Here is a 15,440-nt window from a genome sequence, read left to right as displayed (position 1 = left end):
CGTCACCCATGGCTCTCCCCTTTCCTGTCCCCTGCGGTTCCCGCAGCCGTGTCGTCGGCCGCGGCGCGGTGGCTCTCGAGCCGCATTCCGTCGCGCGCCGTGACCAGGCAGGCCCGCTGGTTCGGCACCCCGTCGACGACCAGCAGGCAGTCGTAACAGATGCCGATGCCGCAGAAGAGTCCCCGCGGCCGGCCCTGGTGCCGGGTCGTCCGCCAGGAGCGGATCCCGGCGTCGGTCAGCGCCGCTCCGACGCTCTGGCCGGGCTTCGCCCCGATCGCGGCGCCGTCGAAGGTGAGGTCGATCCGGTCGTTCATGACACCTCCTGGAGAGCGAAGCGCTCCGGTGCGAACGGCGCCATGTCGATGGCGGGGCGGTCACCGGTGAGCGCCTGGACGAGGAGCTTGGCGCTGCCCACCGACAGGCCGATGCCGGCGCCCTCGTGGCCGGCGGCGTGCGCCAGCCCCGGCGCGCGGGGGTCGCATCCGATGACCGGCAGGTGGTCGGGGCAGTACGGGCGGAAGCCGAGGTAGGTGCGCATCAGCGACAGGGAACCGAGCGTGGGATAGAGCGTGAGCGCCTTGCGGGCCATCTCGCGCAGCGCCGGCAGCGAGACGGTGCGGTCGAAGCCGACGCGCTCGCGCGAGGAGCCGATCAGGATCGTGCCGGACCTGGTGCCCTCGATGACGGTGGAGGTCTGGAGTCCTTCGTCGGAACTCTGTGTGCTGGCGACGTACTCGCCCGCGTAGACCTTGTGGAACACGGTGCGCGGCACCGGCTCCGTGACCAGGATGAAGCCGCGGCGCGGAAGGACCGGCACCTCGACGCCCGCGAGTGCGGCGATCTCGCCGGCCCAGGTGCCGCCCGCGTTGACGACGTGCCCGGCGTGGACGTCTCCGCGATCGGTGCGTACGCCGGTCACACGGTCGCCGTCCCGCAGGAAGCCTGTCACCGTCGTGCCCGTGCGGACCCGGGCCCCGCGCTCACGCGCCATCCGCAGCAGGTGGGCGGCCATCAGCATCGGCTGGACCTGGCAGTCCTGCGGGTAGAACGCGGCACCGCCCAGGTCGCGGGTCAGATGGGGCTCGTAGTCGTGCACCTCGTCGACCGGGACGAGTTCCACGTCGATGCCCGCCGCCCGCTGCCGGACCGCCAGCTCCGCGAGTCCGGCGGCGCCGGCCTCGTCGGAGGCCACGACCAGGCCGCCCTTCGCCTCGAACTCCCAGAGCTCACCGTGCTCGGCGAGGTCCTCGCGCCACAGGCGGTTGGACAGCAGCGCGAGGTCGAGCTCCGGCCCGGCCTCCTTGTCGGAGACCAGCAGGTTGCCTTCGCAGGCGCTGGTGGTGCCGCTGACGATCGCGCCGCGCTCGATCACCTCCACGCTCAGGCCCGCCGCGGTGGCGAAGTAGGCGGTGGCGGCGCCGAGAGCACCGGCGCCGATCACGACGACATCGGGGGTGCCGGCGGGGCGGCTCACAATTCGAACCCGGCGGGGAACGGGTCGGTCGGGTCGAGCATGTACTGCGCCGTACCGGTGATCCAGGCGCGTCCGGTGATCGTGGGGATCACCGCCTCGATACCGCCCACCTCGGTCTTCTCGACCAGCCGACCGGTGAACGTGGTCCCGATGAACGACTCGTTGACGAAGTCGGTGTCCAGCGCGAGCTCGCCGCGGGCGTGCAGCTGCGCCATCCGGGCGCTGGTGCCGGTGCCGCACGGCGACCGGTCGAACCAGCCCGGATGGATCGCCATCGCGTGGCGGGAGTGCCGCGCGGTCGAACCGGGTGCCTGGAGGTAGACGTGGTGGCAGCCGCTGATGTCGGGGCGGGTGGGGTGCCGCGGCAGGTTCTGCGTGTTGATCGCGTCCATGATCGCCAGTCCGGCGTCGAGCAGCTCCTGCTTGGCCGCGCGCTCGAACGGCAGGCCCAGCTTCTCCAGCTCGACGACGGCGTAGAAGTTGCCGCCGAAGGCCATGTCGTAGCCCACGCTGCCCAGGCCCGGCACCTCGACCGTCTGGTCGAGCGCGAGCGCGAACGACGGCACGTTGCGGATGGTGACCGACTTGGCCCGGCCGTTCTCGACCTCCACCCGGGCCTCGACGAGACCGGCGGGGGTCTCCAGCCGCAGTGTGGTGACCGGTTCGACGACCGGCACCATACCGGTCTCCACCAGGACCGTCGCCGTACCGATGGTGCCGTGTCCGCACATCGGCAGCAGCCCGGAGACCTCGATGAAGAGCACACCGAAGTCGGCGTCCGGCCGCGTCGGGGGTTGCAGGATGGTGCCGCTCATCGAGGAGTGCCCGCGCGGCTCGCACATCAGGAACGTGCGCAGATCGTCGTTGTTCTCCATGAACCACTGGCGCCGCTCGGCCATGCTGGCACCGGGGAACACCCCGACACCGCCGGTGACGACGCGCGTCGGCATTCCCTCGGTGTGGGAGTCCACCGCGTGGATGACGCGTTCCGACCTCATGCTCACTCCTCGCCGGTGATGCGCCCGTCGATCCGCCGCACGACGCCGGTCGTCGTGCTGTCGCGGAGCTCGCGGGGCAGAAGGTGCTGGGGGAAACCCTGCCATGCCACCGCGCGCACGAAGCGGGCGAGGGCCGCCGTCCCCACCGAGGTGGTCCCGGGTGCGGTGGTCGCGGGGTAGGGGCCGCCGTGCTGCTGGGCGTGGGTCACCGAGACGCCGGTGGGCCACTGGTTCCACAGGATCCGGCCGGCCTTGCGGGCCAGCAGGCCGGCCAGCCGCGGGGCGATCTCGTCGTCCGCCTCGGCGACGAGCGTCGCGGTCAGCTGGCCGTCGATGCGGCGCGCCACCTCCAGCAGCTGCTCCTCGTCCCGGTAGGTCACCACCAGGGCCGTGGGCCCGAAGCACTCGGTGAGGAGACCGCCGAGATCACCGAGGACCTCCTCGACACCCGCGACCAGCACCGTGGGGGCCGGTGACTGCGGGGAGGTGCCCGCGGTGAGGACGTCGACGCCCGCCTTCGCCCGGAGCTGCTCGCGGACGTGCTGATGGCCCTCGGTGATGCGGTCGTTGAGCAGCGGCACCGCCTCGGGCAGGACCGCCTCGCGCAGCAGGGCGGTGATCCGGGAACCCTCCGGCGCGAGGAGGACGCCGGGCTTGGTGCAGAACTGGCCCGCGCCCAGGGTGAACGAGGTGACGAACCCGTCGACGATCTCGGCCGCGCGGGCGGCGGCGGCCCGCTCGGTGACGAAGACGGGGTTGACGCTGCCGAGTTCGCCGTAGAACGGGATGGGCTCCGCACGGTTCTGCGCGATGTCGAAGAGGGTGCGCCCCGCCGGGATCGATCCGGTGAACGCCCCGGCCTTGATGTCGGGGTGGGTGAGCACGGCACGGGCCTGTGCGGCGTCGTGGACGAGCGCGAAGAGGCCGTCGGGGGCCCCCGCTTTCTCGAGCGCCTCCAGCACCACCCGGGCGGTCGCGTCCGAGAGGTCCGGATGGCCGCCGTGGGCCTTGACGAGGACCGGGCATCCCGCCGCCAGCGCGGAGGCGGTGTCGCCGCCGGCCACGCTGAACGCGAAGGGGAAGTTCGACGCGGCGAAGACGATCACGGGGCCCAGTGGGACGGCCGTACGACGCAGGTCGGGACGGGGGGCGCCCATCGGCCAGTCCGGGTCGGCGTGATCGATCCGGACGTCGAGGTGCTCCCCCGCCGCGGCGGACCGCGCCAGCAGCCGCAGCTGGAAGGTCGTCCGCTTCAGCTCACCGGTCAGACGGGCCTCGGTCAGGTGCGTCTCGCGCAGGGCGATGGGCACGAGCTCGCCTCCCGCCGCGTCGAGCGCGTCGGCGACCGCCCCCAGAACGGTGACGCGGTCGGCGGCGGAGGCCGCCGCCCAGATCTCACCGGCCGCGACGGCCCGCGCCACCAGGGCGTCGACGGACGGGTCCACAGTGTGGAGGGACATATCTCCTCGCTAGGTCAGGTCGGGGTCGTGAGGTGCCGGACGTTGCTGCGCCGGCCGACGGGAACGGTGCCGCTCGTACAGGGCGGTGGCCACGACCAGGTCCTCCCAGGCCATGCCCACGCCGGAGAAGACAGCCGGACGGCCTGGCGTACGCCGGAAGCGGCCGCCCACGAGATCGGCCAGATTGGCGGGCGGGACACGGGCCCAGTCCGCCGCGTCCCGCGCCTGGAGCAGGTTTCCGGCTTCCCGCATGGCCGACGCCCGCGCCTCCACCACCACATCGCTGCGCCGGATCAGCTCCGCCGGGAGCTCGGCCCGCTCGCGTCCATGAGAGCCCATGGCCGCGACAACGGCATGACCGGGGACCAGGTCGTCCTCGAGAACCGGAGTGCTGGAGGAGGTGGCACACAGAACGACGTCGGCCTGCGGCACGTCGTCCGGCGAACCGGCTCTCACCCGCGTCTGCGGCAGGTCGGTCCGGGCCGCGAAGGCGAGCGCCGATTCCGGCCGGCGGCCGACGACCGCGACGTCGATCGGCCCCACCACCGCCCGCAGGCAGCGAAGATGCCGTTCTGCCTGCGGGCCGGTACCGAAGACGACGACCCTCAGCGGCCGGCCCGGCCGCGGCTCGCCCGCCGCCAGCAGATGCTTGACGGCGAGCACGGTCGTGGCCGGGGTGCGCAGCAGCGTCAGTTCGACCGCGTCCATGAGGACCGCCGGAGCCAGGTCGGCGCTGGAGAAGAGCGTGTAGACGCCTTGGATCTTCGGCCTGCCGTGGGCGGGGTTGTCCGGGGCCACCGTCACCAGCTTCACTCCGGACCAGGCCGGACCGCTGGTCGGCATCATCAGGAACTCACCGTGGGGAGCGGGTGAGAACAGGCGGGGACTGTCGGCTTCCGGGTCGACTGTCCCCGACTTCAGTGCGTCCTCCAAGAACCTGACCGCGTCGGCATCGGATACCAGCGCGGCCAGGTCCTCGCCGGTCAGGAAGGAAAGGGTCATCGGCTCAGTTGAGACCCTTGCTGATGACGGCATGGGTCTGGGCCGTGATGCGCTCGGCGGTCTCGGGCGGGAGCGGCAGGCGCGGGGGACGGCAGGCGCCGCCCTTGCGGCCGACCAGGTCCATGGAGAGCTTGATGGCCTGGACGAACTCCGTCTTGGAGTCCCAGCGCAGCAGGGGGTGCAGGTCGCGGTAGAGCGCGAGCGCCTCGACGGCGTCCTCGGGCCGTCCCGACGTGGCCAGGTCGTAGGCCTTCTTGCAGGCGTTCGGGAACGCGTTGGTGTAGCCGGCGATCCAGCCGACGGCACCTGCCAGGCCGATCTCGAGAAGGACGTCGTCGGATCCGACGAGAACGTCGAGCTCGGGAGCGAGTTCCCGTACCTCGTAAGCGCGGCGTACGTCGCCGGAGAACTCCTTGACGGCGACGATGAGACCCTCGCCGTGCAGTTCCGCGAGCAGGTCGGGAAGCAGGTCGACCTTGGTGTCGATCGGGTTGTTGTACGCGACGATCGGCAGTCCGACGGCCGCGGCGGCGCGGTAGTGCTCCACCACGGTGCGCCGGTCGGCCCGGTAGGCGTTCGGCGGCAGCAGCAGGACGGACCGTGCGCCGGCCTGCCCGGCCTGCTCGATCCAGCGGCAGGCCTCCTGGGAGCCGTACGCCGCGGCGCCGGCCATCACGTTGAAGCCGTCGGGAGCCGCCTCGACGGCGACCTCGACGACACGGGCGCGCTCCTCGGGCGTCAGGGTCTGGTACTCCCCCAGCGAGCCGTTGGGGCACACGCCGTCCATACCGTTGTCGGCCAGCCAGCGGACGTGATCTGCGAAGCCGTCGAAGTCGACGGAGAGATCGTCATTGAAGGGGAGGGCAGTTGCGACGTTGATGCCATGCCACGGCTTCCGCGCCATGAGGTCTCCTCGAGGTCAGGTGGTGCTGGTGATGTTATGTGACATTGCACTGGCGCCACAAGAGGATCCGCCGGCTCACCTCACGGCACCCGCGCGCCCTCCACGACGAGCCGGACGGCCGCGGCTGCGGTCGCGGTCGCGGTCGCGGTCGCGGTCGCGGTCGCGGTCGCGGTCGCCGGGAGGAACGGGCGACGGCCGATGAGTTTCCGCGCGGTCCACGGTCGTAGGTCATGGTCGGTGCGCCGCGGCCGCGTGCGGGGGCGCGGCGTGTGCCGACCGGATCTGCCGAGAACCCGACACGAGACACCGAGGAACCAGAGATGCGTACCCTGATCAGCACCGCTTTCGTCTCGCTCGACGGCGTCATGGAGGCGCCGGGCGGGGAGCCCGGTCACCGGAACGCCGGGTGGACGTTCAAGGACGTCGAGTTCCTCCCCGAGGCGTACGAGATCAAGGGGCGGGAGCAGGAGGAGGCCACCGCGATGCTGCTGGGCCGGGTCAGCTACGAGGCGTTCAGCGCGGTGTGGCCCGGCATGGCGGACTTCGCCGGCTACAAGGTGATGCCGAAGTACGTCGTCTCCACCACCCTCACCGAGGACGACCTGGTGTCCGACTGGGGCGAGACGCACATCCTGCGCTCCCTCGACGACGTCGCCGCCCTGAAGGAGACGGAGGGCGGCCCGATCATCGTCCACGGCAGTGCCTCCCTGAACCAGGCCCTCTCGGACGCCGGTCTGATCGACCGTTACCATCTGCTCGTCTTCCCGCTCCTGCTCGGGGCGGGCAAGCGGCTCTTCAGTGCCACGGACAAGGACACCCGGAAGCTGAGGCTCGTCGAGCACGAGGTCTACGCCAACGGCCTGCAGAAGAACGTCTTCGACGTCGTCCGCTGACAGACTTCCCGCATCCGTCCTGCCGTCGCCTCCCCGGACGTTCCCCGCCTCCCGGGACCCGGGCGTCCCAGCGGGCGGGCCGTGGCGGGGGCGCTGCCGCGGCCGCCCGGCCTTCCCGGTCGCGCCGCCGCTCTCCGCTGCTGCGAGCGGCCGGTCCGTCCCACCGCGCAGAGCGAGCCGGTCACCCGGAGGCCGGTACCGAGGGCGGGCGGCCGGCTCGCAGTGTGGACCGGCGCACCACCAGTTCGGGTTGCAGGACGACATGGGTGTGAGCGTGGCATCCCCCTGCGGCCGTGTCCTCGATGAGCATGCGGCCGGCCTGCCGCCCCATCGCGACGGCCGGCCGGCGGACCGAGGTGAGCGGGACCACCGCTGAACCGGCGAACTCGATGTCGTCGTAGCCCACCACCGCGATGTCGTCCGGCACCCGCAGCCCTCCCTCGTACAGGGCCTGCATCACTCCCAGGGCCGGCAGGTCGTTGGCGCAGAACACCGCGGTCGGTCGCCGGGGAAGGCCGAGAACGCGGTGTCCGGCGTCCCGCCCCGCACTCACCGTGAGTTCGGAGCAGGGCAGTTCCCGGAGAGCCGCCGCGGGCGGTCCCGCCCGGGCGAGGGCGACGAGTGCGCCTCGCCGCCGGTCGCTCACCTGCCGGAGCCGGTCGGGTCCCCGCACGTACACGAGGGACCGGTGCCCCTGCTCGATCAGGTGCCGGGCCGCGGCCTGTCCCCCGGCCACGTCGTCGATCCCCACGGAGCAGGCGGCGTCCTGCGCGGCGGTCTGGTCCGCCAGGACGAACGGCACCGCGTTGCGGCGCAGCGCGGACACGGTCCTCTCCACACCTTCCCCCGAGGTGACCACGGCCCCGCGGACCGGATGAGAAGTGATCACCGACAGGTTCCGGGCGGCATCCGCGGGCCGGTGGGGGCCGGTGCAGACCATGATCCCGAGATCGGCTTCGCCGGCGGCCCGTTCGACGCCGGTGGCCAGAGCGGCGAGGAAGGGATCGGCCAGGTCCGGTCCCATGACGGCGAGGACCTGGGACGACCGGCCCCGCAGCTGACGCGCCCGCTCCGGACGTACGTAGCCCAGGGAGTCGATGACGCCCTGCACCCGTCCGCGGGTGGCCGCGGCGACGGCATCGGGGCGGTTGAGCACGTTGGAGACCGTGGCCGTCGAGACACCCGCCCGGCGGGCGACATCCTTGATGCCGACCCTGCGGGCCGGTGGTCGTCCGTCCACGCCCTACCTCGCGCGGGGTGCCGCGGTGCTGGAGCGCACCACCAGACGCGGGGTCATCGCCGTCTGCATCGCCCGGTCCCGCCGTCCTTCCACGCGTTCCACCAGCAGGCGCGCCGCGGCCGATCCCATCATGTGTCCCGCCTGGTCGACGCTGGTCAGCCGCACCGGCGCCAGCGCGGCGACGGCGGTGTTGTTGTAGCCGACCAGCGATACGTCGCCGGGGACGCTCAGTCCGAGTTCGTGGGCGGCCCGGTAGACGCCCATGGCCGCGACGTCCGCGCCCGCCATGACGGCCGTCGGCCGGTGCTCCGGTGTCAGCAGCGTCATGCCCGCCTTGAAGCCGCCCTCGTCGGAGTAGGCGGCGTGGTGGACCCGGGCGTGGCCGGCGAGTCCGTGGCGTTCCATCGCGGCGAGGTAGCCGCCCGTCAGCACGAGCTCCGGGGTCCGTTTCCACTGGCCCGCCCTGTCACCCGGGGCGGAGACCAGCGCGATGTCCCGGTGCCCGAGCGAGACCAGGTGGTCCACCACGAGTCCGGCGCCGATGTCGTCCGCGTCCACGACCGAGTCGTGCGAGTCGGCGACGTCATGGTGCCCGATGACGACCGAGGGAGTCGCGGCCGCCGTGGCCAGCACCTCCGCCCGCCGGGTGCTCGGAGCGATCAGGACGAGACCGTCCATCTGGCGGTCCACCAGGGCGCGGATGGTGCGGGCCTGCTCCTCCGGGTCGAACCCCGCCGCCCCGACCAGCACGGTGTAGTCGCTCTCCCGCAACTGGTCCTGGATCCCGTCGAGGATGTCGGCGAAGAAGGCGTTGCGGACGTTGTCCAGCAGGACGCCGATCGTGTAGGTGCGGCCGCGCATCCCGCGTGCGGCCGCGTGCGGGCGGTAGCCGAGTTCGGCGATCGCCGCCCGCACCTTCGTCCGCATGTCGGGGCTGACGCCGTAGGCGCTGCGCAGGACCTTGGACACGGCGGCGGTGGACACGCCGGCGTGCTGGGCGACGTCCGTGATCGTCACCCGTTTGTTCCGTCTGGGCGTGGCGGCCCTGTCCATCGTCGTCAGCACTCCGGGGATCGTAGGTTTAGTGCAACGGTCTACACCTCGGCAGGGGGGCGCCGTCAAGCATCACACAATAATTCGGCGTTACGCGCCTGTGTCTTGACGGAGACGCAACGCCGGTGCAGGGTGTTGCCCACTTCACCGTAGATAACGTTCTACGACCTCTTCCCCAACCCTTCCTCGACCTGTTCTGTGCTGCGGTCGGTCCCGCTCACCGCATCCCCGGCGCGAACCCTCGCGCGCATTGTTCTCCACCGTCACAGGGAGTCATCCGTGTCGCCTCGTACAGCCCGCCACCGCCGCACGCGCCTGAGCCTGCTCACCGCCGGCACCGCCTCCATGGCCCTGCTCGCCACCGCGTGCGGCGGCAGCGGCAGCGGAACCGCTTCGCCCAAGCAGTTCACCTACCTCAGCGTCACGGAGAACACCACCGTGAAGACCGCGCTGACCACGCTGTCGAAGGGACAGTGCGCCGACCAGAACAAGGCGCTCCCGCTGAAGGTGGAGACCGTTCCGCAGTCCGGCCTCGACCAGAAGCTGCAGCTGCTCGCCGGCCAGGACGCGCTGCCGGTGCAGTTCGCCGCGGGCAACGCGCCCTCCCTCACCCAGAAGCTGGCCAAGTCGGGGCACGTCGCCGACCTCGAGTCCGAACTGAAGAGCCTCGGCGTCTACGACCAGTTGCAGCCCGCGGCGGTCTCCACCATCAAGGCCCTGTACGGCGGCAAGCTGGAGGTGCTGCCGTACGAGTACAACATCGAGGGCGTCTTCTACAACAAGCAGCTCTTCGAGAAGAACGGCGTCAAGGTCCCCGGCACCTGGGACGAGCTGGTGTCCGCGGCGGCGAAGCTCGAGGCCAAGGGCATCCAGCCGTTCGCCGCGTCGGGGCAGCAGGGCTGGCCGCTCACCCGGCTGATCAGCGGTTACCTGTACCGCAGCCTGGGCCCCGACGCGCTCAAGGACGTCGCCGACGGCAAGGCCAAGCTGACCGACCCCCAGTACGTCAAGGCCGCCCAGGAGATCGCCGACCTCGGCAAGAAGGGCTACTTCGGCAAGGGCGTCGGCTCCATCGACTACGACACCGCCATGAACGAGTTCCTGACCGGCAAGGCCGGCATGTTCTACATGGGCAGCTGGGCCCTGGCGAACATCGCCGACGCCGAGCAGGACAAGATCGGCGCCGACAACGTGGGCTTCATGCCCTTCCCCGCGGTGTCCGGCGGCAAGGGCTCCGTCGACCAGTACCCCTCCAACGTCGGCCTCGGCATCACCCTGGGCGCCAAGTCGTTCGACAAAAAGACCGGTGACTGGGTGTCCTGCATCGCCAAGAACTACGGCAGCACCGCGCTGAAGGACCAGGGCTCCATCTCCGGCTTCAAGGTCAACACCCCGGTCACGGACGCCAACAAGGTCACCACCCAGGTCCGCGACACCATCGGTTCCTCCCAGCAGAGCGTGCTGTGGTTCGAGGCCCTGTTCAGCACCAAGGCCACCACGGTCAGCCAGACCAACGCCGCCTCCCTGGTCAACGGAGGCATGAGCGCCGAGAAGTTCATGCAGACGGTCCAGGACGCACTGGCCGCGCAGTGACGGCCGGGCGGCTCGCGCCCCGCCCGGCCGCGAGCCGCCCTCTCCTCCTGCGTATCCCGCCGAACCGAAGTGGACACCACCCATGCACCGTGTACTCGGTGACCGCAGGGCCGTCGCGATCCTGCTCGGTCCCGCACTCCTCGTCTATTCCCTGATCATGCTCGTGCCCATGGTGTGGTCGTTCGGGTACTCCTTCACCCAGGGCAACACCATCGACGGCTTCACCGGCAACGGCGTCGCCAACTTCTCCCGGCTGTTCTCCGACCCCGACGTCCGCCACGCCCTCTGGTTCACCCTCAAGTACGCGGTCGTGGTCACCACCGGACAGGTCGTCGCCGGCTACCTCCTCGCGCTGCTGTACGTCTTCTTCCTCAAGCGCGCCTCGGCGCTGATCCGCACCCTGGTGTTCTTCCCCGTCGTGCTGCCCACGGTGGCGGTCGGCCTGCTCTTCCAGAAGTTCTTCCAGGTCGCCCCGCAGCCGGGCCCGGTGAACTCCCTGCTGCACGCCGTGGGCCTCGACACGGTGGACTTCTTCGGCAGCGCCGGAAGCGCCTTCTGGGTCCTGATCGTCATGGACATCTGGCGCTCCATGGGCTTCTACGCCGTCCTCCTCTTCGCCGGACTGGTCGACATCCCCGACGAGGTCCTCGAATCGGCCCGGCTCGACGGCGCGACCGGGCTCCGCCTGGTGCGCCACATCGTGCTGCCCCTGTCCCTTCCCGTCCTGATGTCCGCCCTGATCTTCAGCATCAACGGCACCCTCAAGGTGTTCGACTCCATCGTCGCGCTGACCAACGGCGGCCCCGGGAACGGCACCACTCCGCTGACCCTGTACATGTTCCAGACCTCGTTCACCTACAGCGACTACGGCTACGGCAGCACCATCGCGCTGCTGCTGACCGTGGTGTGCCTCCTGGTGAGCCTGGTCGTCTACCGCGTCTCGCGGCGCGACCTCACGGAGGGCTGACCGATGGCCGTCGAGACACCGGTGAGGTCCGCGGGCCGCACCCTCCGCCGGCAGCCGTCCCGCCCGGCGCGCGCCGCCGGCCGCCTGAGGCTGGGCGGCCTCTGGGTGAAGATCGTCGTGGGTCTGCTGCTGATCGTCGAGATCTACCCCCTCCTCTGGATGTTCCTGACGTCGCTGAAGTCCAACAGCGACTATCTGAACCACTCGACCTGGAGCCTTCCCACCCACTGGGAGTGGGGCAACTACACCGAGGCCTGGACCACCGGCAACATCGGCCTGTACCTGCGCAACAGCCTGCTGGCCGTGCTTCCGTCGCTGGCGCTGGTCCTGCTGCTGGGGACCGCCGCGGGGTTCGCCCTGCAGATCATGGTGTGGAAGGGCCGCAGCCTGACCCTGCTGGTCTTCCTCGCCGGCATGATGGTCCCCCCGCAGATGATCCTGCTTCCCCTGTTCACCGTGTACTTCCAGACCGGTCTCTCCGGCACCCTGTGGCCGCTGATCCTGACCTACACCGGCACCGGCCTGCCCCTGACCGTCTTCATGATGGCCACCTACTACCGCTCCGTGCCCCGGGAGATGTTCGAGGCCGCCACCATCGACGGCGCCGGCATCCTGCGCTCCTTCTGGACCATCAGCGTGCCCATGGTCCGCAACGCGCTCCTCACCGTCGGACTCGTCCAGTTCTTCTTCATCTGGAACGACCTGCTCATCGCGCTGACCTTCACCAACAACCAGGACCTGCGCACCGTCCAGGTCGGCCTGCTCAACTTCACCGGCGACTTCGGCGCCACCCAGTACGGCCCCCTGTTCGCCGCCATCTGCATCAACGTCTTCGGCACCCTCCTGATCTACCTCTTCCTCAACCAGAAGGTCATGAAGGGCCTCACCTCCGGAGCGGTCAAGGGCTGACGTCACCCCCGCGCACTCCCCCTCCCGCCCTTGACGGAAAGGTCCCCCCTTGCTGTCCCCTCAGCCAGCCCCGGTCTCCTTCGAGAACCTCCCCGACGGCCTCGGCACCGGCACCCCGACACCCCGCCTGAGCTGGAAACTGCCCCCGGGCAGCGGTCTCCAGGACGCCTACGAACTCGAACTCGTCCGCCCCGGCGGCCGGGTCCGCACGGGACGCGTGGAAAGCCGCGACCATCTCTTCGTCCCCTGGCCCGGAAGACCGCTCGTCTCCCGGGAGTCCGTCTCCGTCCGGGTCCGCGTGTGGCCGGCCGGAGCCGAGCGGCCCACGCGGTGGAGCGCACCGAACGTCGTGGAAGCCGGCCTGCTCAGCCCGTCCGACTGGGGCGCGAAGGCCGTGGGCCCGGGCTGGTACGAGGACCCGGACGCCGACCGGCGGCCCGCCCGCGTCCGCAGGGACTTCGTCCTGGACCGGCCCGTCTCCCGCGCCCGGCTCTACATCACCGCGCACGGCCTGTACGAGGCGGAGATCAACGGCAGGCGCGTCGGCGACGAGGCCCTGGCCCCCGGCTGGACGGTGTACCCGGCCCGGCTCCGTTACCGTACCCACGACGTCACCGAGCATCTGGTGCGGGGCGCCAACACCATCGGCGCCTGGCTCGGCGACGGCTGGTACCGCGGCAAGTACGGCTTCGACGGCGGCACCCGCAACATCTACGGCACCGACCAGTCCCTCATCGCCCAGCTCGAGGTGACCTACGCGGACGGCACGACCGCGGTGGTCGCCACCGACGAGACCTGGAGCGCGGCACCGGGACCGATCCTCACGAGCGGACTGTACGAGGGGGAGACCTTCGACGCGCGGCTGGACACCCCCGACTGGGCGACCCCCGCCGGGCGGACCGCCGCCGAGTGGTCGGCGGTACGGACCGCCGACCGGGACCCCCGCACTCTCGTCGCTCCGCAGGGACCCCCGGTGCGCTGCACGCAGGAGGTGCCGCCCGTGAGCATCTCCCGCACCGCGGACGGACGTCACCTCGTCGACTTCGGCCAGAACCTCGTGGGCCGGCTGCGGATCACCGTCGACGGACCGGCCGGCCACCGTGTGGTGCTGCGCCACGCCGAGGTGCTGCAGGACGGTGAACTCGCCACCCGGCCGCTGCGGGAGGCCCACGCCACCGACACCCTGATCCTCGCCGGCCAGGGCAGCCGCACCTGGGAACCGCGCTTCACGCTGCACGGCTTCCGCTACGCCGAGATAACCGGCTGGCCCGGCGAACTGACCGCTGACAGCGTTGTCGCCCGCGTCCACCACACCGACATGCGCCGCACCGGCTGGTTCGAGTGCAGCGACCCCCTGGTCAACCGCCTCCACGAGAACGTCGTCTGGAGCATGCGCGGCAATTTCGTCGACATCCCCACCGATTGTCCCCAGCGTGACGAACGGCTCGGCTGGACGGGCGACATCCAGGTCTTCGCGCCCACCGCGAGCTACCTCTACGACTGCGTGGGCATGCTCGACTCCTGGCTCGCCGACGTCGGTCTGGAACAACTCCCGGACGGCACCGTCCCCTGGTACGTGCCCGTCATCCCCGGCGAACCGATGTGGACCCCCATCCAGCCCGGCGCCGCCTGGGGGGACGTCGCGACCCTCACCCCGTGGACGCTGTACCGGCGCTTCGCCGACCTCGAACTCCTGCGCCGCCACTATCCGACGGCCAGGGCCTGGGTCGATCTGATGACCCGGCTGGCCGGCCCGACCCGGTTGTGGGACACCGGCTTCCAGCTCGGTGACTGGCTCGACCCGGCCGCCCCGCCGGACGATCCCGCCGCCGGCCGCACCGACCGCTACCTCGTGGCCACCGCCTACTTCGCCCACTCCGCCCACCACCTCGCGCTGGCGGCCGGGGAACTGGGGCTGACCCCCGAAGCCGAACGGTACGCCGCGCTGGCGGACGAGGTCCGTACGGCGTTCCGCGACCGCCATGTGCTGCCCTCGGGACGTCTCTCCAGCGACAGTCCCACCGCCTACGCGATCGCCCTCCGCTTCGGTCTGCTCACCGAGCAGCAGCGCCGGCCGGCCGGAGACCGGCTGGCGGAGCTCGTCCTCGCCGACGGCGCCCGCATCGCCACCGGCTTCGTCGGCACCCCGCTGATCTGCGACGCGCTCACCGACACCGGTCACCTCGACATCGCCTACCGCCTGCTCCTGCAGACCGAGTGCCCGTCCTGGCTGTATCCCGTCACCATGGACGCGACCACCGTCTGGGAGCGCTGGGACAGCATGCGGCCGGACGGCACCCTCAATCCGGGCGGCATGACGTCCTTCAACCACTACGCCCTGGGCGCGGTCGCCGACTGGCTCCACCGGGTCGTGGGCGGCATCAGCGAGGACGCCCCCGGCTACCGGCGCATCCTCTTCCGCCCACGCCCCGGCGGAGGGATCACCTGGGCCCGCACCCGCCACGAGACGCCCCACGGCACCGCGGAACTCGGCTGGAACCTGCGCTCCGACCGTCTGCTGGTCGAGGTCACGGTCCCGGAAGGGTGCACAGGCAGCGTCGAGCTGCCCGGATGCCGGCCCGTCTCCGTCGGCCCCGGGCACCACAGCCTCGACACCGCAGAACTGACGGAACAAGCCGCCTGATCCGGGCCGGCCCCGGGACGCGGGGATCCGGACGCGCCGCCGCCTCGGGAGGGAAGGACTGCGGGCCGCACTCCGGGCCCGGCCGGTGAAGCGGCCGTCGGGCAAACAGCGTTCCGCCATCCGACGGTGTGGCGTTGGTCACGGTTGACCACTCAATCGGAGCACATTTAGCATCGACGCAAATGATCCACCGCACGGGCAGCCGATCACAGAGAAGCGTCCGCATCCGCCACTCCGTATCCGTCACTCCGCATATCCCTCACGCACCTTCATGGAGTTGGAGTCCTGACAGACAGATGCCGC

The 15,440-nt window shown here is 71.0% G+C and carries 13 protein-coding genes; 5 read left to right on the top strand and 8 right to left on the bottom strand.

What is annotated here, in order from left to right:
* Positions 1-2: 2 nt before the first annotated feature.
* From ABZ862_RS33270 to ABZ862_RS33245, 6 genes are read right to left on the bottom strand one after another with little or no spacing between them, the layout of a single operon-like run.
* Positions 3-314 (bottom strand): (2Fe-2S)-binding protein, encoded by a 312-nt coding sequence (locus tag ABZ862_RS33270; RefSeq protein ID WP_360966534.1) that lies wholly within the window; start codon positions 312-314, stop codon positions 3-5.
* Entirely contained in the window at positions 311-1,474 is a 1,164-nt protein-coding gene (locus tag ABZ862_RS33265; RefSeq protein WP_360966531.1) for an FAD-binding oxidoreductase, read from the bottom strand. The genes ABZ862_RS33270 and ABZ862_RS33265 overlap by 4 nt, the downstream gene beginning before the upstream one ends.
* Complete coding sequence (locus ABZ862_RS33260) at positions 1,471-2,472, bottom strand: proline racemase family protein (protein WP_360966528.1); 1,002 nt, start codon at positions 2,470-2,472, stop codon at positions 1,471-1,473. Before ABZ862_RS33260 ends, ABZ862_RS33265 begins: the two co-directional genes overlap by 4 nt.
* 2 nt (positions 2,473-2,474) lie before the next feature.
* On the bottom strand, positions 2,475-3,932 hold the full coding sequence (locus tag ABZ862_RS33255) for an aldehyde dehydrogenase (NADP(+)) (protein WP_360966525.1): 1,458 nt from the start codon (positions 3,930-3,932) through the stop codon (positions 2,475-2,477).
* A gap of 9 nt (positions 3,933-3,941) precedes the next feature.
* Entirely contained in the window at positions 3,942-4,934 is a 993-nt protein-coding gene (locus ABZ862_RS33250; RefSeq protein ID WP_360966522.1) for an ornithine cyclodeaminase family protein, read from the bottom strand.
* Positions 4,935-4,938: 4 nt separating this feature from the next.
* Positions 4,939-5,838, bottom strand: coding sequence for a dihydrodipicolinate synthase family protein (locus ABZ862_RS33245; protein ID WP_360966519.1), 900 nt, complete (start codon positions 5,836-5,838; stop codon positions 4,939-4,941).
* A gap of 320 nt (positions 5,839-6,158) precedes the next feature.
* Between ABZ862_RS33245 and ABZ862_RS33240 the strand changes: the two genes are divergently transcribed.
* On the top strand, positions 6,159-6,731 hold the full coding sequence (locus ABZ862_RS33240) for a dihydrofolate reductase family protein (RefSeq protein WP_360966516.1): 573 nt from the start codon (positions 6,159-6,161) through the stop codon (positions 6,729-6,731).
* 181 nt (positions 6,732-6,912) lie between these two features.
* Here ABZ862_RS33240 and ABZ862_RS33235 read toward each other — a convergent pair whose 3' ends face one another.
* Together ABZ862_RS33235 and ABZ862_RS33230 are read right to left on the bottom strand one after the other, a co-directional pair.
* On the bottom strand, positions 6,913-7,971 hold the full coding sequence (locus tag ABZ862_RS33235) for a LacI family DNA-binding transcriptional regulator (protein ID WP_360966514.1): 1,059 nt from the start codon (positions 7,969-7,971) through the stop codon (positions 6,913-6,915).
* 3 nt (positions 7,972-7,974) lie between these two features.
* Positions 7,975-9,036, bottom strand: a complete 1,062-nt coding sequence (locus ABZ862_RS33230) for a LacI family DNA-binding transcriptional regulator (RefSeq protein WP_360966511.1) — start codon at positions 9,034-9,036, stop codon at positions 7,975-7,977.
* Positions 9,037-9,303: 267 nt separating this feature from the next.
* Between ABZ862_RS33230 and ABZ862_RS33225 the strand changes: the two genes are divergently transcribed.
* From ABZ862_RS33225 to ABZ862_RS33210, 4 genes are all read left to right on the top strand, one after another.
* The gene (locus ABZ862_RS33225; RefSeq protein WP_360966508.1) at positions 9,304-10,617 is read left to right on the top strand and encodes an extracellular solute-binding protein; all 1,314 of its coding nucleotides are present in this window, start codon (positions 9,304-9,306) and stop codon (positions 10,615-10,617) included.
* An 82-nt stretch (positions 10,618-10,699) separates the two neighbouring features.
* Entirely contained in the window at positions 10,700-11,584 is an 885-nt protein-coding gene (locus ABZ862_RS33220) for a sugar ABC transporter permease (RefSeq protein ID WP_360966505.1), read from the top strand.
* A 3-nt stretch (positions 11,585-11,587) separates the two neighbouring features.
* Positions 11,588-12,493 carry a carbohydrate ABC transporter permease gene (locus ABZ862_RS33215; RefSeq protein ID WP_360966503.1) on the top strand — a complete coding sequence of 302 codons (906 nt, stop codon included), beginning with the start codon at positions 11,588-11,590 and terminating at the stop codon, positions 12,491-12,493.
* 49 nt (positions 12,494-12,542) lie between these two features.
* Positions 12,543-15,137 (top strand): glycoside hydrolase family 78 protein, encoded by a 2,595-nt coding sequence (locus ABZ862_RS33210; protein WP_360966500.1) that lies wholly within the window; start codon positions 12,543-12,545, stop codon positions 15,135-15,137.
* Positions 15,138-15,440 lie beyond the last annotated feature (303 nt).

The sequence above is a fragment of the Streptomyces sp. NPDC047000 genome (assembly GCF_040644295.1).
Classification (GTDB): Bacteria; Actinomycetota; Actinomycetes; order Streptomycetales; family Streptomycetaceae; genus Streptomyces.
The sequence above is the reverse complement of the archived record's forward strand: the minus strand, read 5'-3'. Positions and strand labels throughout refer to the sequence as shown.

Coding starts and splice junctions, on each gene's coding strand:
- ABZ862_RS33270 (WP_360966534.1), bottom strand. CDS start 314: ATGAACGACCGGATCGACCTCACCTTCGACGGCGCCGCGATCGGGGCG.
- ABZ862_RS33260 (WP_360966528.1), bottom strand. CDS start 2,472: ATGAGGTCGGAACGCGTCATCCACGCGGTGGACTCCCACACCGAGGGA.
- ABZ862_RS33255 (WP_360966525.1), bottom strand. CDS start 3,932: ATGTCCCTCCACACTGTGGACCCGTCCGTCGACGCCCTGGTGGCGCGG.
- ABZ862_RS33250 (WP_360966522.1), bottom strand. CDS start 4,934: ATGACCCTTTCCTTCCTGACCGGCGAGGACCTGGCCGCGCTGGTATCC.
- ABZ862_RS33245 (WP_360966519.1), bottom strand. CDS start 5,838: ATGGCGCGGAAGCCGTGGCATGGCATCAACGTCGCAACTGCCCTCCCC.
- ABZ862_RS33240 (WP_360966516.1), top strand. CDS start 6,159: ATGCGTACCCTGATCAGCACCGCTTTCGTCTCGCTCGACGGCGTCATG.
- ABZ862_RS33220 (WP_360966505.1), top strand. CDS start 10,700: ATGCACCGTGTACTCGGTGACCGCAGGGCCGTCGCGATCCTGCTCGGT.
- ABZ862_RS33215 (WP_360966503.1), top strand. CDS start 11,588: ATGGCCGTCGAGACACCGGTGAGGTCCGCGGGCCGCACCCTCCGCCGG.